This is a genomic window from Massilia eburnea (assembly GCF_050709955.1).
GTDB classification, from domain to species: Bacteria; Pseudomonadota; Gammaproteobacteria; order Burkholderiales; family Burkholderiaceae_D; genus Rugamonas; species Rugamonas eburnea_A.
The window spans coordinates 26,105-46,906 of sequence record NZ_JBNZFX010000001.1; the positions used below are offsets into that span (position 1 = coordinate 26,105).

The window sequence follows — 20,802 nt, forward strand, 5'->3', positions numbered from 1 at the left end:
ACCACCAGGGGAGAGTAAGAGGACGGTCGACAGGGGGCAGCGGACAAGACGCAGGAAGCCGGTCGACAGCGGCTTCCCTTCACCCCGGAGAATAGTGCTGGTTGTATCGGGCCGGTATTCTGGCTCGCCTTCATCCTCGTTCGGGCCTTCCCGCGCAAAGCGCAGTGGCGTATTTCCGAAGTCGTCAGGCTTACAGCAGCGGGGGCTGCACCGGAATGGCTGCATATGGCAGCGTCACCGGTTTCCCGTTTAACGCGCATCCAGGACAGGACGCGCGCACCCAATTGCCGAATAGTACATTAAAGCACCAAGGCCTGGCAAACGCCAGCGCCTGGCCATCGGCATCAAGGCTTTCATTAAATAAGTCACTAATGACTATCGTTTTCGTAAGGTTGAGTAAAAAAGACAAACCCCGCGCACAATAGGTTTTGCCCGGCAATTTCTCGCTATACTGCACCCTCTAGGAAATTTCCAAGGGGCAACTATGGACGACACAATCGAATACAGCGAGGGCCTGCCAAAGCTGCCTGTGGCGCTGGCTGCGGCAACATTGCTGACGGCCTGCGGTGGCGGCGGTAGTGAGGGCGGCAGTGACAACGGCAGCACTTCCCCGACCGTGGTTGAATCGATTGCGACCGCCCAGGCTGCGCGCTTCCTGGCCCAGGCTTCGATGGGTGCTACGCACGAACTGATGACGCGGGTACAGACCGTTGGTTACAGCAAATGGCTGGACGAGCAGATGGCCATGCCGGCTACCCAATCGCGCTGGGACTGGCTGATGGCCAAAGGCTTCAACGCCATCGAGAATAAAAACGGCCAGGCCGGCATCGACGCCGCGCTCTGGTTCAAGCTTCTGAAGTCCCCCGATACCCTGCGCCAGCGCGTGACGCTGGCCCTGTCCGAAATCGTAGTCGCTTCGCTGGATGGCTTTACCGGTGCCTGGCGTGCCTTCACCGGCGCCGCCTATATGGACATCCTTGAGGCCAATGCCTTCGGCAACTACCGTACCTTGCTGCAGCAGGTCACCCTGTCGACCTCGATGGGCGAGTACCTGACCTATCGCGGCAACGCCAAGGCTAATCCGAAAACCGGCTCCATGCCGGACGAGAACTACGCTCGCGAGATCCTTCAGCTGTTCACCATCGGCTTGCTGAAGCTGAACCCGGACGGCACGGCAAGCGAGCAGGAAACCTATACCCAAGCCGATATTTCCGGCCTGGCCCGCGTGTTCACGGGCTGGGACTCCGACCTCGCCGGCGGCACCAGCGATACACCGGACTATCGCAAGCGCCCGATGGTCCAGGTCGGAAACAAATATGAGCCGGGAGAGAAGACCTTCCTCGGCGCCACGATCGGCAGCGGCGTCGATGCCGCAACGGCCCTGGGCCAGGCACTCGACGCGATCTTCGCGCATCCTAACGTGGCGCCGTTCGTCGCGAAGCAACTGATCCAGCGCCTGGTCACCAGCAACCCGGCGAAAGAATATGTGGCGCGCGTGGCCGCGGTCTTCAATAACAATGGCAGCGGAGTCAAAGGCGACCTGAAAGCAGTGATCAAGGCGATCCTGCTGGACCAGGAAGCGCGCTCCGCCGCCACCCTCGCGAATCCCGGTTTCGGCAAGGTGCGCGAACCTGTCCTGCGCTTCACCGCCTGGGCGCGCGCTTACAACGTGACTTCGCCAAGCGATGCCTGGGCCATCGGCAATACCAGCGAACCCTCGTCCCGCCTCGGCCAAAGCCCGCTGCGTTCGCCGAGCGTGTTCAACTTCTTCCGCCCCGGCTATGTGCCGCCGGCGCTGGGCGTGGTCGCGCCGGAATTCCAGATCGTGAACGAAACCAGTGTGGTCGGCTACGCCAACTACATGCAAACGGCCATCAGCAAGGGCATCGGCGACGTCAAGGCCGACTATTCCTCGCTGCTGCCGCTGGCCGATAACGTGCCGGGCCTGGTCGACGAGATCAACCTGGTGCTGGTCGCTGGCCAGTTGAGTGCCGATACGCTCACCCTGATCCGCAACGCCGTCGCCAGCATGGCGACCGGCACCGACGCTGCGCGCGCCAACCGCGTATACGCTGCGCTCACGCTGGTAATGGCGTCCCCTGAATTCATCGTACAGAAATAAGGCCCTCACCATGACTAATCAAGCTTCGCGCCGCGCCTTCCTCAAGCGCGCATCGGCACTCGGCGTGGCAGGCGTGGCGGCGCCTTGGGCCATCAACCTGATGTCGATCGCCGAGGCGGCGGCAGCCACCGCAAGCGACTACAAGGCGCTGGTCTGCGTGTTCCTGTACGGCGGCAATGACTACGCGAATACCGTGGTGCCGTACGACAGCACCAACTACACGCTGTACCAGCAACTGCGCCCGACGATCGCCTATGCGCGCGACGCCCTGACTGCCACCGCGCTGGTGCCGTCCGTGCCGGTGCTGGATTCGACCGGCGCCACGCGCGAGTTCGCGCTGGCTCCTGCGCTGGCGCCGCTGGTTCCGATTTTCAACGCTGGGGCCCTGGGCGTCATGCTGAACGTGGGCCCGCTGATCCAGCCGACCACGAAAGCGCAGTACCAGGCCAAGTCGGTGCCGCTGCCGCCCAAGCTGTTCTCGCACAATGACCAGCAATCGATCTGGCAATCGTCGGCGCCGGAAGGCTCGCGTTCGGGATGGGGCGGCCGGCTGGGCGACCTGTTCGAATCAAGCAACGGCAATGCCACCTTCACCTGCGTCAACGTGTCCGGCAACGCGGTCTACATGGCAGGCAAGACCGCCGTGCAGTACCAGGTGTCGGCGAATGGTTCGATGCAGTTCAACGGCTTGAAGTCGCCGCTGTTCGGCTCCTCCAGCGCCACCGAAGCGCTGCACACCCTGATCACGCAGCCGCGCACGCACGCGCTGGAGAACGAGTACAACCGCGTTACGCGCCGCTCGGTGGATGCCAACGTAGCGCTCACCTCGGCCCTGGCCACCGCGCCCGCGCTGCAGACGGTGTTCCCTGCATCGAATTCGCTGGGCGACCAGCTGAAGATGGTGGCACGCATGATTTCCGCCAAGGATAGCCTGGGCGCCAAGCGCCAGGTGTTCTTCGTTTCGATGGGCGGCTTCGACACGCACGACAACCTGGCAACCGTCCATCCCGGCCTGATGGCCAAGTTGGGCGACGCCATGTCCGCTTTCTACCAGGCCACCGTGGAACTGGGCGTGGCCGACAAGGTAACCACCTTCACCGCCTCCGATTTCGGCCGCACCCTGGTAGCCAACAACGACGGCTCCGACCACGGCTGGGGCAGCATGCACTTCATGATGGGCGGCGCCGTCAAGGGCAAGCGCTTCTACGGCACCGCGCCGGTGGTCGCCAATAACGGCCCCGATGACGTCGGCCAGGGCCGTTTGCTGCCAAGCACTTCGGTCGACCAGTACGCGGCCACGCTGGGCAAATGGCTGGGAGCGAGCGACGGCGAACTGCTGGACCTGCTGCAGAACCTGGACAATTACAGCACGCGCGACCTCGGTTTCCTGTAATGCTGCTGATCCGATTGAATCGGATCACATGGTAAAGTAGTGACGTTCAACCAACGTCACTACTTATCATGAGCAATCCAAAGCCGGCACCGGACCCGAAAGACCTGAAGCTTGCGGACTTCCTGTGCTTCGCCATCTATTCGGCCAACCTCACGTTCGGCAAGGCCTATAAGCCGATCCTGGACGAGTTGGGGCTGACTTACACCCAGTACATCACCGTCGTCGCGCTGTATGAAGAATCCGGCCAGATGGTGAGCGAACTCGGGGCAAAGCTGTTCCTCGAGTCGAACACGCTGACGCCCATCCTGAAAAAGCTGGAAGCCATGGGTCATGTCACCCGCCAGCGCAGCGCCACCGACGAGCGCCAGGTGCTGGTGAGCCTGACCGATGCCGGGCGTGCACTGCGCGAGCGCGCTTTCAACGCAAGCCTGCGGGATGCCTGCGGCTTGACGGGCGACGAATTCGCCGAAACGCGCGATGCCGTCCTCAAGCTGCGTAACAACCTGGCCAACTCCCTGGACAAATAGCGGCCTTACAGGCGAGGCATCTGCTTCGTTACGCAGTGGATGCCGCCGCCACCTGCCGCGATCGGATCGATATCAAGTTGCACGATGTCGCGTCCCGGATAGAGCTTGGTGAGCAGCTCGCGGCAATGGCGGTCCGCCTCGGCATCGCCGAACTGCGGGGCGATGACAGCGCCATTGATCGGCAGGTAGTTGATGTAGCCGGCGGCGAAATCCGGATTGCCTTCCGTGAAGCGGTTGCTGCGCGGGTTGGCGGGCGGGGGCAGGATGTGGATCTCCAGTTTGCGGCCGTCGGCATCGGTGGCGTTCTTCAGGATGTCCAGGTGCTTGCGGGTCACCGCATAATCGTAGGATTGGGGATCGTCGTCGCGGTTCACCACCACCACGCCGGGGCGCACGAAGCGGGCGTAGAAGTCGACGTGGGCGTCGGTGATGTCCTTGTCGCGGATGCCGGGCAGCCAGATGATCTTGCGCAGTCCAAGGCGCTGTTTCAGCTCAGCCTCGATCTGGCTCTTGCTCATGCGCGGGTTGCGGTTGGCGTTGACCCAGCAGCTTTCCGTCATGATGCCGGTGCCGTGGCCATCCACCTCGATGCCGCCGCCCTCGCCGACCAGCGAGCTGACAAAGTATTCCGCTTCCAGGTCTGCGCTCAGGGCTTTGGCGACGCGGGTGTCGCTGCCGGCCCGCTGCTTGCCACCCCAGCCGTTGAAGTTGAAGTCGACCAAACCAAGGTTGCCGGCTGCGTCGACCACAAAGCAGCCGCCATAGTCGCGCACCCAGATATCGTCCAGCGCCAGCGGGAAGTAATCGATATTCGTCAAGCCGCAATCGCGCTGTGCCTGCGCCAGTTGGGCGGGGCGACAGAACACCGTCACCGGCTGGTAGCGTGCAATGGCCTGGGCCAGGCGCGCCACGGCGGCATTGACCGGCGCGGCCCAATCCTTCCACACGGTGCTGGATGCGGCGTACGAAACGAATACGCGTTCTTGCGGCAAATGTTCGTCGGGCATGAACCAGCTGCTGGCGGCGACGCCGCGTGCGCTGGCTGCGCCCGCGGTCAAGCCGAGTAAGCTACCTGCTGCGATTTGCTGCATGAATGTTCTGCGGGTCGGCATTTTGTCTCCTGTGGTGGCCGGTTGATAAGTCAAACGGGTTCCTGCTGTGTGGTGCAGTGGATGCCGCCACCACCGGCGGCAATGGCGTCGATATTCAGCTGGACGATCTGGTGGCCCGGCAGCTGGGCCGCCAGTGCATTGCGGGCGGCAGCGTCGGCAACGGCATCGCCGAATTCGGGCAGGAACAGGGCTTTGTCGGTCAGCAGGAAGTTCACATAGCCCGCTGCGAAGTCTTTGCCTGCGTAAGCTGGACGCACTTGCCTTGGCGTTTCCAGCGTGATGATCTGCAGTGGACGGCCCCACGCATCGCTTGCCGTGCGCAGCAAATCGAGGTGGCGTCGAGTTACAGTGTAGTCAAAGGAATTGCTGTCGTTGTCCAGTGCCGCCGCCACCACGCCCGGCTTGATGAAGCGGGCGTAGAAGTCGGTATGGCCATCGGTGATGTCGCGCCCTGCGATACCCGGCAGCCAGATGATCTTTTCCAGGCCGAGCAGGCGTTTCAATTCCAGCTCAGCATCGGTCCTGCTCACACCAGGGTTGCGGTTTGTGTTCAGCACGCAGCTTTCAGTGATGATTGCCGTGCCTTGGCCGTCGACTTCGATGCCGCCGCCTTCCAATACCAGCTTGCCGCGCACCAGGGGAACGTTGCTGAGTGCGGCCATGCGCGCTGCGACGGTGGCGTCGCGTGTATGCGCCTGCTTGTTGCCCCAACCGTTGAAATTGAAGCTGAGTGCGGCCCGCTCGCCGCGCGCATTGCGCACGAAGACGCAGCCAGTATCGCGCATCCACAGGTCGTCGATGGCATGCTCGATCAGTTGCACATTGGCGCTGCACAGCTGGCGCGCTGTGGCGAGGTCTTCCGGGTTCACCAGCATCTTCAGCGGATGGTGGGCGGCGATGGCGTTGGAGATGCGGGCCAGTGCTTGTTGTACCGGCAACCGCAATTGGGCGCCCCAGATCGACTCCTGCGCAACGAAGGCCATCCACACCGCGCGCTGGGGGCTGCCTTCATCCGGCATCTGCCAGTTCGCCGTGTCGGGTTTTGGCTGGGGAGTGACGGTGGTGCCGTCACCGCCCGCAGCGCCTTCAGCGCCGCCCCCGCAAGCGCTGATGAGTCCACCCGCCAGCCCGATGCCGCCCAGGCGCAAGAAAGTACGTCGATTGGTCATATTGAGTGTTGGTTGTGATTCGAAAGTTCGAATTCTACGAACCGTCACTCATGCGAACAATTGATGTTTTTTGCCCTGATTAATCGACGTTGCTCATGATAGGTGGGTCTGCCTGGGCGAATTGCAGCAGGCTGTCGAACATTTCCTGGATCAGGGGGATGCGGGTATCGCCTGCCACGCGGGCTATCCATACCGTGCCCAGCGGCAGGCTCGGGTAGCCCGGCAGAATCTGCAACCGGCCACTGCGCAGGGCGTCGTCGGCCAGCAGGCGCGAAACCAGCGCCATGCCGCGGCCGCGCACGGCAGCATCGAGTGCCAGGCGCGGATCGTCATAAATCGCGACTTTGCGGCGGTCGCCGAAATGGCGCCGGATGAAGGGGCCGATCCAGTCGCTGGTCAGGTCGCCCTCGATGCAGGCCATGCCGAGGTCCGCTTTCGCAACCTGGGCCGGTGCACAGACAGCCACCAGTTCGTCCGTCATCAGCGGCACCTCATGCAGGCCCGGCTGCTTCAGCGGCTCGGTCGTAATGCAGATATCCACATCCAGTTCGTCGATATAGCGTGCCGTGACATCGACCGAAATGATCGGGCACAGGGCCGGGTGCGCTGCGCACAGGCGGTCCACCCGTGCTTGCAGCCAGCCGCTGGCGATATGGGGCGGGCACACGATCGTGGCCAGGCTGCCATCCATATACGTCTCGATGCGGTTGAGGCCGTTCCGAATCTGCTCCAGCGACTTGGCCACGCTGTCCAGCAGCAGACGCCCCGCCACCGTCAACTCGACGCCGCGTCCTTTGCGGCGGAACAGCGGTTGCCCGAGTTGTTGCTCCAGCTGGGCGATCTGGTGGCTGATGGCAGATTGCGAAATACATAACTCGTCCGCCGCACGCGAGTAATTGCCCAGCCGTGCGGCTGCCTCAAAGCCGATCAGGAACTTGAATGAGGGCAGTCTGGAGTTCGACATATGAGCGCACTTGATGGATGTGCCTGGTATTGTCCCGCTGTGATCGATTCGGCTCAAGTCAATTAAATATCGCATCCGATGCAATCGAATCCGCTTGACATCGCAAAACGCCCGGCTATACTCCTGTTCATCGAATGCGACTGCATCGTATGCGATTCAAATCAACCGAGCTATATGGAGCTACACATGAGCAAGATCACCAAAGTCCTCGTCACCGGCAAAACCACCACCACCCCTGTCGACTCCGCCATCTTTTCCGGCAATCCTGAAGGACTCCTGGATATCCACCTGACCACGCCCGGCAACCCAGCCGGCCGCGTGATCGACATCCAGGCGACCCAGCCGCACCCCCTCGCGGAACAGTTGTTTGCCGGCGCATGGTCGGCCTGCTACTCGGGCGCTGTCGGCCTGGCGGCCAAGGAAAAGAAAGTCGTCCTGCCGGCCGGTACCCACGTGGAGGTTGAGGTCGACCTGGGCCAGGGCACCGGTGGCTACTTCCTGCAGGCGCGCCTGACCGTGTTCGCTCCCGGCGCCGACCACGCAGCCGTCACCGAGGTGGCGCATTTCGCCGACGTGATCTGCCCATACTCGAAAGCCGTGCGCGGGAACATCGATGTGGCGATCAATGTCGTCACCGCATAAGCGATACAAGATGTAACCTTCGTTGCAACGGACGTACCTCTGGAGCATCTTGGTAAGACAACAATTCCAGAGGACGTCCACCATGAAAAAGAAAATAGGATTTGCCCCGGTCGTGGCCGTGGGCATGCTCGCGCTCGCTGCCTGCAGCACCCTGCAGCAAGGGCAGGAGCCCTATCCGGTTAGCGCGGCACCGATGCCGGCACCGCCCGCCGCTCCCGTGCCGATGGCTGAACAGCGTGCCGCCGCCAGCGCCATCATGGGCCGGACGCGCGAACTGGCTGCCAAGTCCGCGCCGATGATGAATTACTCGGCCGGTATGCCCGCACCGATGCCGCACATCGCGCGACTGCCGGAATCCGCAGACAAGTTCCCCGACAAGGACGGCAACAAGTCCGTCCTGGTGAGCGAGCAGCCTGTTTCGACTTTCAGCGTCGACGTCGACACTGCCTCCTACTCCTTTGTGCGCCGCATGCTGTCCGATGGCCGCATGCCGCCGTTGCAAGCGGTGCGGGTGGAAGAAATGGTCAACTACTTCCCTTACAACTACGCTACTCCGGCCAACGCCAGCCAGCCATTCGCCGTGACGACCGAAGTGATGCCGAGCCCCTGGCAGCAAGGTAACCAGCTGGTCCACGTCGCGCTCAAAGGCTACGACATCAAGACAGCTGCCCGTCCGCGTGCCAACGTAGTGCTGCTGGTGGACATTTCCGGCTCGATGGGACCGCGCGACCGCCTGCCGCTGTTGCAGCAAGGCTTCCGCCTGTTTGCCGAGCAGTTGCGCGACGACGATATGGTCTCCATCGTTACCTATGCCAACGGCACCGCGGTCGCCCTCGAGCCGACCAGCGGCAAGGACAAGCAGAAGATCATCGACGTGATCGGCAACCTGCACGCGTCGGGCGGTACCGCCGGCGGCGATGGCTTACAGCGCGCCTACGCCCAGGCCGAGCGCAACTTCGATCCGAAGGCGGTGAACCGCGTGATCCTGGCCACCGACGGCGACTTCAATATCGGCATCACCGATCCCAAGCAGCTTGAAAAGTTCATTGTCGACAAGCGCAAGTCCGGCGTCTACCTGTCGGTCTTCGGGGTCGGACTGGGCAACCTGAACGACGCCCTGATCCAGCGCCTGACCCAATCCGGCAATGGCAATGCCGCCTACATCGACACCCTGCTGGAAGCGCGCAAGGCACTGGCGCAGGAATTGGGTTCGACCATGTTCCCGATTGCGAATGACGTGAAAGTTCAGGTCGAGTTCAATCCGGCGCAAGTTGCAGCCTACCGCCTGGTTGGCTACGAGACGCGCATGTTGAACCGCCAGGATTTCAAGGATGACAAGGTGGATGCAGGCGATATGGGCGCTGGGCATACCGTGACTGCCATCTACGAAATTACGCCGGCCGCCAACGCGGGCAAACTGGTTGATCCGCTCCGTTACGAACAGCCGGGCAAAAAGAAGTCCGACGCATCGGGCAAGAATGATGAATTGTGCTTCGTGAAAGTACGCTACAAACTGCCTGGCCAGTCGGCCAGCAAGCAGGTCGACCATGTCGTGCATGCCGAAAGTGCGCGCAATTCGCTCGACGCAGCGCCGGATGACCAGCGCTTTGCCGTCGCCGTTGCAGCCTTCGGCCAGCGCCTGCGCGGCGAACAGCCGGTCGCGGACTTCAGCTACGGCGACATCGCCAAGCTGGCGGAAGGTGCACGCGGCGCCGACCGTGACGGGTATCGCGCCGAATTCGTGAAAATGGTACGAATGGCGGAATCCCTCGGCACGGTCGGCGCTACGGCGCAGCGTTGATCCGGCTTACTTAAGCGTGACGTTCCAGTTGCGCTCAACGCACTTCACGTAATTGCCGGCGATAAGTGCGTTGTAAGGCGTCTGGTAATTCACCAGCTGGCATTGGTAATCGCCGCCGCTGTTCCAGTTCTTCTCCCAATAGATGTTGTAGGCAGCGGAACTGGAAGGGCCAAAGCGCTGCATGCTTGCGCACGACAGCTGTTCGCCCGCCACGTTCCACCCGAGATCAGCCGCGAACTGCCTGTAATAATCGATGCGGTTCTGCGCCGCCGGCTTTTCGCTGCCGGTGCCGCATTCCGCATTGATGATCATGATCGTGGTGGCAAAGTTATTCCCCGCGCCGGCGGCGGCATCGCTGGCGTTGGGAACCCAGCTACCGTCGATCACATGCAGCATCGATGGCTTGGGCGGCTGCGGGTAGACGAAGAAGAACGTCGCCGATGCCAGGTTCAGCCAGGTTGACGCCACCTGGTCGGGATTCTTCAGCAGCACCGACTGGTCGCCGTTGAACATCACCTGAGAAAACGGCCCATAGTTGTAGTTGTACGAGAGCTGTTTGGCGCCGCGCCCGAAGTACTTCTTGTAGCTGCCATCTGCGTTCTTGCCGCAGGTCCAGACCGTGTTGAACACCGGGTCCGCACATTCGGTGTTGTAGCCGCAGCCCGGACCATCCTCGCTGCATCCCAGCTCGCGCAAGTACTTCAAGCCCTGGCGCCATTGCGGCAACGGCAGGCTGGCATTGTGCTCGCCGGTCTCCTGCGCAAAGTGGGCGAACATCGTGGCCAGCGAATGGCGGCAGATGTTGTCCGCATTGCGGCCGTCGGAATAGTCGCCGCATACCGCCGGGAACTTCGCTACCGCCTGCAAGAAGCGCCGGTACTCATAACTCGCTTCGCGCAGGGAGAAGTAGTAGTCCCATTTCGCCGATGACAGCAAACGTTCGACCCGCTTCACGTTGGCAGGATTGCCGGCCGCGCCGGGCGCCACGGCTTCCACCGCCGCGTTGTCAAGAGTCCTGATCGACGCTTTGACGCTGCGGAAGAAGTCGTTGTTGGTCAGCGCCTGTTCGCGCGTCTCGGCCTGCGCCTTGGTCGGCACACCGCCGGGCTGTGTTGGCGGATCGCCAGGGTCGGTAGGCGGATCGGTCGCATCCCCGATGTACTTCCACGGGCCCCAGGTATCGGCCTGGCTCGGTGCATTCCCTTGGGTCCACCATTTCGCCTCGTATTGCTTGCTTTGGTAGATGGCGCACATGCCGGCGGTATACACCTGGCCCGCGCTCCACGCCGGGCAGGATGCCGTGGCGCTGGCTACGACACCCTGCGCCAGCGTGCGCGCAGGCGCAGTCCCCTCGGTGCCGCCGCCTCCGCAGGCGGACAGCAGCAGTGCAAGTAAAGCGTAAGTGAGAGTTCTCATGTCAGTTCCCTCGCTTACTTGAGCGCCACCGGAAGTTCCGGATACTCTTCGCTCAGCGCGTAGCGCACGCCGTTCACCGTGATCGTGTAGGCGGAAGGCCCGCTGATCGGCAAAGTGTAATTCAGCGTCAGCGAAATCGATGCACCCGGCGCCAGCGATTGCCATGCCGGTATCGTGAATTTGGCGCGGTTGAAGTTGGCCTTGAAGCCGCCGATATTATTCGGCCCGGTATAGCCAGCCTTGATGACGGTCAGGCCATAACCCGACTGGTCGCTCATATTGGCCGGCGCCGAGACCGGATAGTCGAACTCCACGGCCGATCCGCCCGGAATCGTGGTGGCGGTATTGTTCGTCACCGTCATCACAGGATTGATCGGGTAATTGCTGTCGCCCAGCTTCCAGCCGCCGAAGGAGATGCTGACCTTCGCGCTGCTGGCCGGCATAGCCGTCTCGGCACGCGTCGCACCATACGGAGCGGCGCTGCGGAAGGCTGCGGCGATGTTGTTGGTCAACGTGTAGCCCATGAAGTATTCGCCCGCCCCGCCGTTGCGTGCTGCATTCCATGCGTAGTCGCCGGCCAGCTCCCAGATCATGATGCCGCCGATGCCGTTGTTCACGACGTAGCTGGTCTTGGCAGCGATGGATTGCGCCGTTTCGGTGGAAAGGAAGACCTGGCGCGTTGCATTCCACAGCCACGGCGCTGCCAACGTTGCGCTGTACTGCGGGCTGTAGGTGCCGGTGATGGTCTTCTCGGTCACGCCATAGGCATCGAGGTAGGACGGCACAATGGCATTCTGCAGGTTGAGCGCGTGCCACAGCGGGTTGCCGCCGCCTGGTACCGGCTTGCCGTTGGTGTCCAGGTCGTACCAGACGTTGTCGATGCCGGTAGCGCCCTTGCCGCAGCTCTTCACGCCGGCGCACACGACCGGGTCGCTGACGACCGGGCTGGTGCCCCACAGGCCATTGTTGCCGCCGGTGACTTCCTTCCAGCCGCGCGTGTAGTACGGCACGCCGATGTTGATGCGGCCGGCCTGCAGCGCGCCGCGATAGTAACGGTAAGCCCAGTCGACGTTCAGGTAGCCGATGCCGCCATACTGGTAGGCATTCCCGGCTCTTAGTTCGCCGTCATTGCCGTCGTCGAACAGGGCGGCGTTGGGGCCGACGTACTGGTTCCATCCGCCGTGCAGGTCGTAGCTCATCAAGCTGGCGTAGTCGAGGTACTTCAGGCCGGACAGGTTCTCCTCGCCGCGCAGCACCCAGCCGGATGCGGAGCCGGCGATCGTCAGCATGTAGTACTTGTTGTCCGCCGCTGCGGCCGCGTCGAGCTTCTCACGTACGGTTTTCAGCAGTACGTTGTAGCTTTTCATCAGCCCTGCAAGGCGTGGTTTGGAGATCGGGAAGTCGAGCGGGTTGCCCGCTTCGTTGTTGGTGGTGGGGTGCTCGTAGTCGATGTCCATCCCGTCGAAGAAGGTGTACTGGCGCAGGAAGCTGACCATCGAATCGGCCAGGGTGTTGATGCCTGCCGTGTTGATGCTGCCGTCCGCATTGGTGGTGGCGGTGTAGAAGCCGCCGCTGCCCGCCCAGCCGCCGACCGACAGCATGATCTTCACGCCCGGGTATTTCTTCTTGTGCTGCGCCAGCAGGTTGAAGTGGCCCTTGTACGGCAGGGCCGGGTCCATCGCTGCGGCGGGAATGTTTGGCCAGGTGATGCCGGTTTCGGGGCTGTTGGCACCGCTGCCAATGAGTACCTTATTGTCTGTGCCGACGCTGGCGAAGGCGTAGTTGATGTGGGTGACGTTCTGCCAAGGGATGTCGTTGACCAGGTAGGACGGCTGGCCGTTGGCGCCGGTGCGCCAGCTCGTGAAGTAACCGACGATGCGGCGGTTCAGGCCATTTGCCAGTTTCTCGCGGCCATTGGCGTCGTACACGCTGCAGTACGGGACGTTCGGCACCGGCGAGGTCAGGCCGTCAGGACGGCAGGCCACCGGGGTCGGCGTTGGAGTCGGTGTCGGCGTCGGTGTCGGCGTCGGCGTTGGGGTTGGCGTTGGCGTAGGAGTCGGCGTCGGAGTGGGAGTCGGGGTAGGAGTCGGTGTCGGGGTAGGTGTTGGTGTTGGCGTGGAGGTCTGCAGCTCCCACGGGCCGTTCACTTCAGTGCCTGGTACATTGTTTTGCGTCCACCATTTTGCCTTGTACACGGAACCGCTATACGTAACGCACATGCCGCCGGTATAGACCGCGCTGGCGCTCCAAGCCGGGCAATCCGGGGTTGGTGTCGGCGTTGGAGTGGGAGTAGGTGTTGGCGTAGGAGTCGGAGTCGGAGTCGGCGTCGGCGTAGTCGCCTGCACTTCCCAAGGCCCATACTGTTCGGCGCCAGGGACGTTATTCTGCGTCCACCACTTGGCCTTGTACACAGTGCCGTTATAGGTAACGCACATGCCCGCGGTATAGGTCGCACTAGCGCTCCATGCCGGGCAGGATTCGGAAGCCGTCGCGGAAGCAAGGGTGCGTGTAGCCTGTGGCGCTTGGCCGCTGTCGGTTCCACCGCCGCAGCCGGCGATGGCGCTGCCGACCAGCGCCAGCATCAGGTAATTCGGTCGAAAATTCATTGCTGTCTCCGTTATTAGAAATCGTGGTTATTCGGATAACTGCTGAAGAAATCGTTATCCCAGCGGAAGTGCGTCGCCGAGATGGTTAATGAGATGTCGAGCCCCTCGACGAAGTGCCACCAGCCCACCGGCAGGAACAGGATTTCGCCAGGCGCCAGTTCAACGTCCAGCACTGGCACGCCGGCCATCGAAGGGAAGCGCTGCAGGTCGATGTCGCGGCCATCGACAGGGGTAAAGCAATGGCGCTGGTTTTGCAGCCTTGGCGTCTCGCACGGCGCAATCAGCCGTACGCGTTTGCGCCCCATCACCTGGATCATGAAATTGTTGGTCAGGTCATGATGGAACGGCGTAATAGTGCCCGCCGGACCAAGCCAGAAGAAGCCTTTGCGCTCGCCATCCAGGTATTCCGGCAGCAGCGGCATGTCCAGCCACAACTCGTCCAGTGCCTGGCGGTTACGGCTGTCGTTATTCGCCGTCATGTAGAAATCGTTGGTGCTGGCGCTGCTGCGCACCCTTTCCACATACTCGCCGAACGGCATGTGGCGCTTGTGCGCGATGCTGTTCATCTCGTAATCGGCATCGGCATTGCGGCCGAACTGTACTTCCACTTCGCGTTCGCCGAATTGCGCTGCAAGCCAGTCCAGCGTCCATTTGCCGCGCCCGGGCCAGTCGTCCAGCATGCCGGTAATGATGACCGGACGGTTGCACAGGTAATGCTCGTGCAGGAAGGCCTCTGTCGACAGGCGCTCGCGGCGCGGCACGTCTTGTGGCGCCATACGGTTCAGGCGTGCCTGGATGTTAAGCAGCCAGTCGCGCTTGGCCAGCCGGTTATGCAGGCGTTGTACACCGTGCAGGTATGGGCTGTTCATCGCAGCCGTGATTTCGGTCTGCGCCAGTTGCGAAGGAATGCCGGATTTGCCAAGGATGCCGGCCAGGGTTGCAGGAGAATGGCCCAGCATCAGGTTTTCGGCGATCCAGCGCCGCCATTCGTCGCTGATGCCAATGGAATGCACCGTCGCACGACGTTTCATATTCGTCTCCAAATAGGAAAAGCCGGCGGCGTGGGGAGCGCCGCCGGCAGGGGATGGACGATTAACGTCCTTTCCAGACTTCGCTGGTCAGCGCTCCGCTGGCATCGCCGTCCAGTTCCCACGAGAAGGCGCCGCGCAGGCCCTGGTCGCGGACGTATTGCATCTTCGTGCCGATCACAGTCGGATCGTCATAGCTCCACCACTCGCCGGTGCTGGTGTACAGGTACAACTGTTTGGTCACCGGGTGGTACCAGCGCTGGCCGGTCTTGTTGCGCAGGACCTTGTAGTCGTCGATACCGCCTTCATACGTACCGCCGGCACCGCCGGTAGCGGCCTGGTACAAGCCATTGCCGTTCGGGCCTGCAGTGACACCCTTCCAGCCTCGCCCATAGAACGGAATCCCTAGCAGGATCTTGTTCTTCGGCATACCGGCTGCGGTCAGCGCGGCGATCGCGTCGTTGGCGTTGTACTTGACCAGGTTGCCGGTCGCTGGATCGGCCGGATCGCGGTACAGCGGCGAATGGAAGTTGGTGCTCGATTCCCATGCGCCGTGGAAGTCGTAGGTCATCACATTCACCCAATCCATGTACTGTCCGTACAGGTTCGGTTCCGTATTGGCGATCTTGTCGACGCCGGCGCCGATGGCTGCGGTCAGTGCATAGCGCTTGTTGTCGGTGGCGCCCTGCGCATCAAGCTGCGCACGGAATTCCGCCATCAGCAGCGTGAAGTTGTGCTTGTCGTTGACCGCGTCGTAGGTGTTGTACGGCTGGCCGCCGCCGCCCGGGTATTCCCAGTCGATGTCGATGCCGTCGAACACGCCCTTGCCTGCACCGGGGCCCCCGCGTCCGTCCTGTACCGGCAGGTCGCCGGCAATGAACATCTTCACGCAGGACTTGGCGAGCTGCTTGCGCAGCGCGTCGGTCTTGGATGCGGCCGAGAAGAACTTCGACCACGACCAGCCGCCCAGCGAGATGAAGACTTTCAGGTTCGGGTGCTGTTGCTTGAGCAGTTTCAGTTGCAGGAAGTTGCCGGACAGCGGAGCATCCCACGGCACGGACTGGCCGTTGACGGTGCGGCGCGGCTGGCGCTGGTAGTCGGCGTAAGAGTCGCCGCCGGTACCGGCATCCGGCGACGATGGGTTGTCGTTGCCGACTTCAGCCTTCGTCACCATATCGCACTCGTAGCCGCCGTTCTTCTGGTATACGTTGCCGAAGGCGTAGTTGATGAAGGTGAGCTGGTCGGCGACGCTGGTCTGTACGCCGTTCACCGGCGTTTTCGTGGTGTGGATGTCCGCCACCTCGTAATCGCGGCCGTACACGCCCCACTGCGCGAAGTAGGAACCGATCTCGCGGCCGTTTGGAGTCGGTGTGGGCGTTGGTGTTGGGGTGGGTGTAGGCGTCGGCGTTGGAGTAGGCGTTGGGGTTGGTGTGGGAGTTGGGGTTGGAGTCGGCGTAGGTGTTGGGGTAGGCGTCGGCGTCGGCGTGGTCGACTGCAGTTCCCAAGGTCCGTTTGCTTCCGTGCCTGGAACATTATTCTGCGTCCACCACTTCGCCTTGTACACGGAGCCGTTATAGGTCACGCACATGCCGCCGGTGTAGATCGCACTGGAACTCCATGACGGACAATCAGGCGTTGGGGTTGGCGTCGGAGTAGGCGTTGGTGTAGGAGTCGGCGTCGTCGCCTGCGCCTCCCAAGGCCCGTACTGTTCGGAGCCCGGCACATTGTTTTGCGTCCACCACTTGGCCTTGTACACCGTGCCGTTGTAGGTGACGCACATGCCAGCGGTGTAGACCGCGCTGCTGCTCCAGGCCGGACAGGATTCCGACACGGTGGTTGCCGCAAGCGTCTTTGGCTGTTGTGTGGTCTGGCCATTGTCGCTGCCGCCACCACAGGCCGCCAGCACGCTGCCCGTCAAACCGGCGACCAGCAAACTTCTTGAAATCTTTCGTTCCATTGCTCCCCTCCTTCTTTGGTTGTGGTTGTCGGGCTAGGATGGGATTGGGACAATTGGTAGTCAAGTGGTTTTAATTAGTGCTGCCAATATAAGACCAGTTGCAAAAAGGCATGTGCCATAACAGGCCATTGAAAATGGCTGTTTGAGAATGAAGAGGGGGATGTCTCAAATGAGACATTCTGTTAAACGATGAATACCAGCATTCGGCTACTCGCCGAGTGGTATTGCCGGTCAGTTGCCCGGCATGGACTTTTGGATGCGTTCGATGGTCCGTTCGGCCTGCATTTGCTTCAGTACCCGGGTGAGCTCCGGCACTAGCGCTGCGTGCTTCTTGTTCAGGTAGTGATAGACCGGGAAGGAGGACAACGGCGGCTCCAGCACGGTGACGCCGTCCAGCTTCTGGCTGCGCACCACGGCCATGCCGGAGGCGCGATGTCCCAGCACCAGGTCGGTCCGCCCCATCATCAGCTTTTCGAAAGCCTGGTGCATGGTCGGCACCTGCTCTACCTTCATGCCCTTGGTATTTTCCTGTGCGATCTTATTCCCGCGCACAAAGCCAAGCGTATAGGGGCGCAGGCTTTCCCAGCCATTGACGATGAAGGAAGTCCCGCGCGAGAAAATCACCAGCTCGAAGGTGAGCAAGGGGACGGGAACGATGACGAGGTTGGGATAATCGCGATCCAGGCCAAGCTTGCGATACAGCTCGCCATCCATCTTGCCGTCATTGGCGTACATCAGCGAGCGCTCGCCAGGCAGCTGGTGCACGACCAGCGTACGGCCGATGCGGCGGTAGGCCTCGCGCAGCACGAGTTCGGAAACGGTGGCGGCGGGATCGTCGCCCACCAGGGTGGAGACCTTCATCACCGGCAAAGTTTGCGCCGCTACCCAGGCTGGCAGCAACCCAGACAGCGCGAAACCCAGCACGGCGCGACGACGCATTTCAGCTCCCGGCAATCCCTTACCTGGAGCATAACACTGCCTACACTTTTTGTAGTTCTGAAAACTCTTGGTAAGCGGCGACCGCATTCGCGGCATACATGGCCACCGGGCCGCCGCCCATATAAATCGCCACGCCCAGGGCCTCGTGCACTTCCTGGACGGTGGCGCCCAGGCGCACCAGCGCCTTGATGTGGAAGCCGATGCAGCCATCGCAGCGGGCGGCAACGCCCACCGCCAGTGCAATCAATTCCTTGGTCTTGGGATCCAGCGCACCACCTGCCATGGCGGCCTTGCCCATGTCGCCGAAGCCTTTCATCACGTCGGGCTGGGTCTTGCGCAGTTGCGCCAGGTTGGCGGAAATGTCCTGGGTCAGGTCTTTGTATTCGGTATTCATGCCCGGATGTTAGACGCCCTGCCTCTCCGGGAAAATGATCCAGGTCAGCTTTCCAGGATGCGCAAGGCTTCGCGCGCCATATTGATTGCCAGCTCCTCCTGCGCGATGCCGCCCTTTAGCAGAACGTACTGCAGCTTCCGTTCTCGCGAGTCGGATTCGTTGGCCAGGTCGCGCTGCTCGAAGCTTTTGTACAGTGCCAGCTTCGCCTCATGCAGCGTCAGGTGGCGGCGCATTTCATCCGCCAGCCCCGCCGGGCCGATGGCCGCTTCGGCGCGGATGCGCACCATCAGCGCATCGCGCTGAGGACGGGGATCCTCCCCCTCGGCGACCCATCGCCGCAGTTCCGCGGTACCGGCCGGCAGCACCTGGTAGGCGCGTTTGCGGCCGCGGCCGGTTTCGGCGGGCAGGGATTCGATCCAGCCGGCTTGTTCCAGGCGCGCCAGTTCGCGGTAAATCTGCTGGTGGGTGGCGGCCCAGAAAAAGCCGATCGACTTATCGAAGCGCCGGGCCAGTTCCGAGCCGGAACCGGCTCGCTCGGACAGGGAAGTCAACAGCGCGTGGGGCAAAGACATGGCAGGAAACAATGAAAAAGATGCCACCATCTTGCCTGAGCAGCGCGAGGCGGACAAGCCACACTGTCTCTGCAACTAGTTGCAGAGACGCGTCAACCGGGCTATATTTATGCAACAAGTTGCATAATGAGGACGCCAATGAACCGCTACCCACACCTTCTCGCCCCGCTCGACCTGGGCTTCACCACCCTGAAAAACCGCGTGATCATGGGTTCCATGCACGTCGGCCTGGAAGAAGAAGCCGACGGCTTCGAACGCATGGCCGCCTTCTATGCCGAACGCGCGCGCGGCGAAGTAGGCCTGATCGTCACCGGCGGCATTGCGCCGAACGAGGCGGGACGTCCATGGAAGGCCGGCGCCAAGCTGACCAGCACCGAAGAAGTGGCGCAGCACCGCAAGGTGACGGCAGCGGTGCACGCGGAAGGCGGCAAAATCGCCATGCAGATCCTGCATTTCGGCCGCTACGCCTATCACCCGAAGCTGGTGGGCCCGAGCGCGATCAAGGCGCCGATCAACCAGTTCACCCCGCATGAATTGAGCACCGAAGAAGTGGCGGCCACCATCGAGGACTACGCACAGTGCGCCGTGCTGGCGCGCGAAGCAGGCTACGACGGCGTGGAAATCATGGGCTCCGAGGGTTACCTGATCAACGAATTCATCGCCGCCCGCACCAACCAGCGTACCGACGAATGGGGCGGCAGCTATGAGAACCGCATGCGCTTCCCGGTCGAAATCGTGCGCCGCGTGCGCGAGCGCGTGGGCCAGGACTTCATCATCATCTACCGCCTGTCCATGCTGGACCTGGTGGAAGGCGGCTCCTCGCTGGAGGAAGTGGTGCAACTGGCGCAAGCGGTCGAACAGGCTGGCGCCACCATCCTCAACACCGGCATCGGCTGGCACGAGGCGCGCATCCCGACTATCGCCACCAAGGTGCCGCGTGGCGGTTTCGCCTGGGTTACCAAGAACCTGATGGGCAAGGTCGGCATCCCGCTGGTGGCGACCAACCGTATCAACACGCCGGAAGTGGCCGAGGGCATCCTGGCCGACGGCGCCGCGAACATGGTTTCCATGGCGCGCCCCTTCCTGGCCGATGCGTTCTTCATGCAGAAGGCGCGCGAAGACCGCGGCGACGAGATCAACACCTGCATCGGCTGCAATCAGGCCTGCCTGGACCACACCTTCTCCGGCAAGATCACGTCCTGCCTGGTGAACCCGCGCGCCTGCCATGAAACGGAGCTGGTGATCGCCCCTGCGCAGCAAGCCAAGCGCATCGCCGTGGTCGGCGCCGGCCCTGCGGGCCTGAGCTTTGCCACCACCGCCGCTTCGCGCGGCCATGACGTCACCCTGTTCGACGCTGGCAGTGAAATCGGCGGCCAGTTCAACGTAGCGAAAAAGGTGCCGGGCAAGGAAGAATTCAACGAAACCCTGCGCTACTTCGGCCGCCAGATCGAGCTGACCGGGGTCAAGCTGCAACTGAACACCCGCGTGGATGCGGCCGGCCTGGCGGCAGGCGGCTTTGACGACGTGGTTCTGGCGACCGGCGTCATTCCGCGCACCCCGGCCATCGACGGTATCGACCATCCCAAAGCCTTGGGCTACCTGCAAGTGCTGCGCGACGGCGTCCCGGTGGGCAAGAACGTGGCCGTGATCGGCGCCGGCGGCATCGGCTTTGACGTGTCCGAATACCTGACCCACCAAGGCAAGAGCGCCAGCCTGGTGCCGGAGAAGTTCTACGCCGAGTGGGGCATCGACAACGGCTACAAGGACCGTGGCGGCCTGCGCGCTGCGGAAGTGGAAGCTTCGCCGCGCCAGGTTCACCTGTTGCAGCGCAAGACCAGCAAGGTTGGCGATGGACTGGGCAAGACCACCGGCTGGATCCACCGCACCGGCCTGAAAGCCAAGCGCGTCAACATGCAATCGGGCGTCAGCTACGATCGCATCGACGACGCCGGCCTGCACGTCACCGTGGAAGGCCAGCAGCACGTGCTGCCTGTGGATAACGTTGTTGTTTGCGCCGGCCAGGAGCCGCTGCGCGAACTGCAGCAAGGCCTGCTCGACGCTGGCTGCAAAGTACACTTGATCGGCGGCGCCGACGTGGCTGCCGAACTGGATGCGAAACGCGCTATCAACCAAGGCACCCGACTGGCTGCCGCCATTTAA

The 20,802-nt window shown here is 62.3% G+C and carries 16 protein-coding genes and 1 riboswitch; of the genes, 6 read left to right on the forward strand and 10 right to left on the reverse strand.

Going from position 1 to position 20,802, the window contains the following annotated elements:
• Positions 1-92 precede the first annotated feature (92 nt).
• Positions 93-299, reverse strand: a riboswitch (cobalamin riboswitch).
• A gap of 185 nt (positions 300-484) precedes the next feature.
• The 3 genes from ACQ4MM_RS00155 (at position 485) to ACQ4MM_RS00165 (ending at position 4,042) form a co-directional block, all read left to right on the forward strand.
• The gene (locus tag ACQ4MM_RS00155; RefSeq protein WP_431475455.1) at positions 485-2,122 is read left to right on the forward strand and encodes a DUF1800 domain-containing protein; all 1,638 of its coding nucleotides are present in this window, start codon (positions 485-487) and stop codon (positions 2,120-2,122) included.
• 10 nt (positions 2,123-2,132) lie between these two features.
• The gene (locus ACQ4MM_RS00160; RefSeq protein ID WP_431475456.1) at positions 2,133-3,515 is read left to right on the forward strand and encodes a DUF1501 domain-containing protein; all 1,383 of its coding nucleotides are present in this window, start codon (positions 2,133-2,135) and stop codon (positions 3,513-3,515) included.
• Positions 3,516-3,583: 68 nt separating this feature from the next.
• A complete protein-coding gene (locus tag ACQ4MM_RS00165; RefSeq protein ID WP_431475457.1) occupies positions 3,584-4,042 on the forward strand; it encodes a MarR family winged helix-turn-helix transcriptional regulator in 459 nt (152 codons plus the stop codon).
• Between the two features lie 5 nt (positions 4,043-4,047).
• Here ACQ4MM_RS00165 and ACQ4MM_RS00170 read toward each other — a convergent pair whose 3' ends face one another.
• The 3 genes from ACQ4MM_RS00170 to ACQ4MM_RS00180 form a co-directional block, all read right to left on the reverse strand.
• Complete coding sequence (locus ACQ4MM_RS00170) at positions 4,048-5,133, reverse strand: agmatine deiminase family protein (protein WP_431475458.1); 1,086 nt, start codon at positions 5,131-5,133, stop codon at positions 4,048-4,050.
• 50 nt (positions 5,134-5,183) lie between these two features.
• Positions 5,184-6,323: an agmatine deiminase family protein gene (locus ACQ4MM_RS00175; RefSeq protein WP_431475459.1), complete on the reverse strand. Its 1,140-nt coding sequence runs from the start codon at positions 6,321-6,323 to the stop codon at positions 5,184-5,186.
• A 79-nt stretch (positions 6,324-6,402) separates the two neighbouring features.
• Positions 6,403-7,287 (reverse strand): LysR family transcriptional regulator, encoded by an 885-nt coding sequence (locus ACQ4MM_RS00180; protein ID WP_431475460.1) that lies wholly within the window; start codon positions 7,285-7,287, stop codon positions 6,403-6,405.
• 186 nt (positions 7,288-7,473) lie between these two features.
• Here ACQ4MM_RS00180 and ACQ4MM_RS00185 point away from each other — a divergent pair, with 186 nt between their 5' ends.
• Together ACQ4MM_RS00185 and ACQ4MM_RS00190 are read left to right on the forward strand one after the other, a co-directional pair.
• Complete coding sequence (locus ACQ4MM_RS00185) at positions 7,474-7,929, forward strand: Ohr family peroxiredoxin (protein WP_431475461.1); 456 nt, start codon at positions 7,474-7,476, stop codon at positions 7,927-7,929.
• An 82-nt stretch (positions 7,930-8,011) separates the two neighbouring features.
• Positions 8,012-9,730, forward strand: a complete 1,719-nt coding sequence (locus ACQ4MM_RS00190; RefSeq protein WP_431475462.1) for a vWA domain-containing protein — start codon at positions 8,012-8,014, stop codon at positions 9,728-9,730.
• 6 nt (positions 9,731-9,736) lie between these two features.
• Here the strand turns inward: ACQ4MM_RS00190 and ACQ4MM_RS00195 are convergent, their stop codons facing one another.
• The 7 genes from ACQ4MM_RS00195 to ACQ4MM_RS00225 all read right to left on the reverse strand — a co-directional run bounded on the left by ACQ4MM_RS00195 (position 9,737) and on the right by ACQ4MM_RS00225 (position 18,642).
• Complete coding sequence (locus ACQ4MM_RS00195; protein WP_431475463.1) at positions 9,737-11,146, reverse strand: glycoside hydrolase family 19 protein; 1,410 nt, start codon at positions 11,144-11,146, stop codon at positions 9,737-9,739.
• A gap of 14 nt (positions 11,147-11,160) precedes the next feature.
• The gene (locus tag ACQ4MM_RS00200; protein ID WP_431475464.1) at positions 11,161-13,752 is read right to left on the reverse strand and encodes a chitinase C-terminal domain-containing protein; all 2,592 of its coding nucleotides are present in this window, start codon (positions 13,750-13,752) and stop codon (positions 11,161-11,163) included.
• Between the two features lie 14 nt (positions 13,753-13,766).
• The gene (locus tag ACQ4MM_RS00205) at positions 13,767-14,783 is read right to left on the reverse strand and encodes a cupin-like domain-containing protein (protein WP_431475465.1); all 1,017 of its coding nucleotides are present in this window, start codon (positions 14,781-14,783) and stop codon (positions 13,767-13,769) included.
• Between the two features lie 61 nt (positions 14,784-14,844).
• The gene (locus ACQ4MM_RS00210; protein WP_431475466.1) at positions 14,845-16,737 is read right to left on the reverse strand and encodes a glycosyl hydrolase family 18 protein; all 1,893 of its coding nucleotides are present in this window, start codon (positions 16,735-16,737) and stop codon (positions 14,845-14,847) included.
• Between the two features lie 231 nt (positions 16,738-16,968).
• Positions 16,969-17,676, reverse strand: coding sequence for a substrate-binding periplasmic protein (locus ACQ4MM_RS00215; RefSeq protein WP_431475467.1), 708 nt, complete (start codon positions 17,674-17,676; stop codon positions 16,969-16,971).
• A 40-nt stretch (positions 17,677-17,716) separates the two neighbouring features.
• Positions 17,717-18,070 (reverse strand): carboxymuconolactone decarboxylase family protein, encoded by a 354-nt coding sequence (locus ACQ4MM_RS00220; protein WP_431475468.1) that lies wholly within the window; start codon positions 18,068-18,070, stop codon positions 17,717-17,719.
• A gap of 44 nt (positions 18,071-18,114) precedes the next feature.
• Positions 18,115-18,642, reverse strand: a complete 528-nt coding sequence (locus tag ACQ4MM_RS00225) for a PadR family transcriptional regulator (protein WP_431475469.1) — start codon at positions 18,640-18,642, stop codon at positions 18,115-18,117.
• A 138-nt stretch (positions 18,643-18,780) separates the two neighbouring features.
• Here ACQ4MM_RS00225 and ACQ4MM_RS00230 point away from each other — a divergent pair, with 138 nt between their 5' ends.
• Positions 18,781-20,802, forward strand: a complete 2,022-nt coding sequence (locus ACQ4MM_RS00230; RefSeq protein ID WP_431475470.1) for an FAD-dependent oxidoreductase — start codon at positions 18,781-18,783, stop codon at positions 20,800-20,802.

Coding starts and splice junctions, on each gene's coding strand:
- ACQ4MM_RS00155 (WP_431475455.1), top strand. CDS start 485: ATGGACGACACAATCGAATACAGCGAGGGCCTGCCAAAGCTGCCTGTG.
- ACQ4MM_RS00160 (WP_431475456.1), top strand. CDS start 2,133: ATGACTAATCAAGCTTCGCGCCGCGCCTTCCTCAAGCGCGCATCGGCA.
- ACQ4MM_RS00165 (WP_431475457.1), top strand. CDS start 3,584: ATGAGCAATCCAAAGCCGGCACCGGACCCGAAAGACCTGAAGCTTGCG.
- ACQ4MM_RS00170 (WP_431475458.1), bottom strand. CDS start 5,133: ATGCAGCAAATCGCAGCAGGTAGCTTACTCGGCTTGACCGCGGGCGCA.
- ACQ4MM_RS00175 (WP_431475459.1), bottom strand. CDS start 6,323: ATGACCAATCGACGTACTTTCTTGCGCCTGGGCGGCATCGGGCTGGCG.
- ACQ4MM_RS00180 (WP_431475460.1), bottom strand. CDS start 7,287: ATGTCGAACTCCAGACTGCCCTCATTCAAGTTCCTGATCGGCTTTGAG.
- ACQ4MM_RS00185 (WP_431475461.1), top strand. CDS start 7,474: ATGAGCAAGATCACCAAAGTCCTCGTCACCGGCAAAACCACCACCACC.
- ACQ4MM_RS00190 (WP_431475462.1), top strand. CDS start 8,012: ATGAAAAAGAAAATAGGATTTGCCCCGGTCGTGGCCGTGGGCATGCTC.
- ACQ4MM_RS00195 (WP_431475463.1), bottom strand. CDS start 11,146: ATGAGAACTCTCACTTACGCTTTACTTGCACTGCTGCTGTCCGCCTGC.
- ACQ4MM_RS00200 (WP_431475464.1), bottom strand. CDS start 13,752: ATGAATTTTCGACCGAATTACCTGATGCTGGCGCTGGTCGGCAGCGCC.
- ACQ4MM_RS00205 (WP_431475465.1), bottom strand. CDS start 14,783: ATGAAACGTCGTGCGACGGTGCATTCCATTGGCATCAGCGACGAATGG.
- ACQ4MM_RS00210 (WP_431475466.1), bottom strand. CDS start 16,737: ATGGAACGAAAGATTTCAAGAAGTTTGCTGGTCGCCGGTTTGACGGGC.
- ACQ4MM_RS00215 (WP_431475467.1), bottom strand. CDS start 17,676: ATGCGTCGTCGCGCCGTGCTGGGTTTCGCGCTGTCTGGGTTGCTGCCA.
- ACQ4MM_RS00220 (WP_431475468.1), bottom strand. CDS start 18,070: ATGAATACCGAATACAAAGACCTGACCCAGGACATTTCCGCCAACCTG.
- ACQ4MM_RS00225 (WP_431475469.1), bottom strand. CDS start 18,642: ATGTCTTTGCCCCACGCGCTGTTGACTTCCCTGTCCGAGCGAGCCGGT.
- ACQ4MM_RS00230 (WP_431475470.1), top strand. CDS start 18,781: ATGAACCGCTACCCACACCTTCTCGCCCCGCTCGACCTGGGCTTCACC.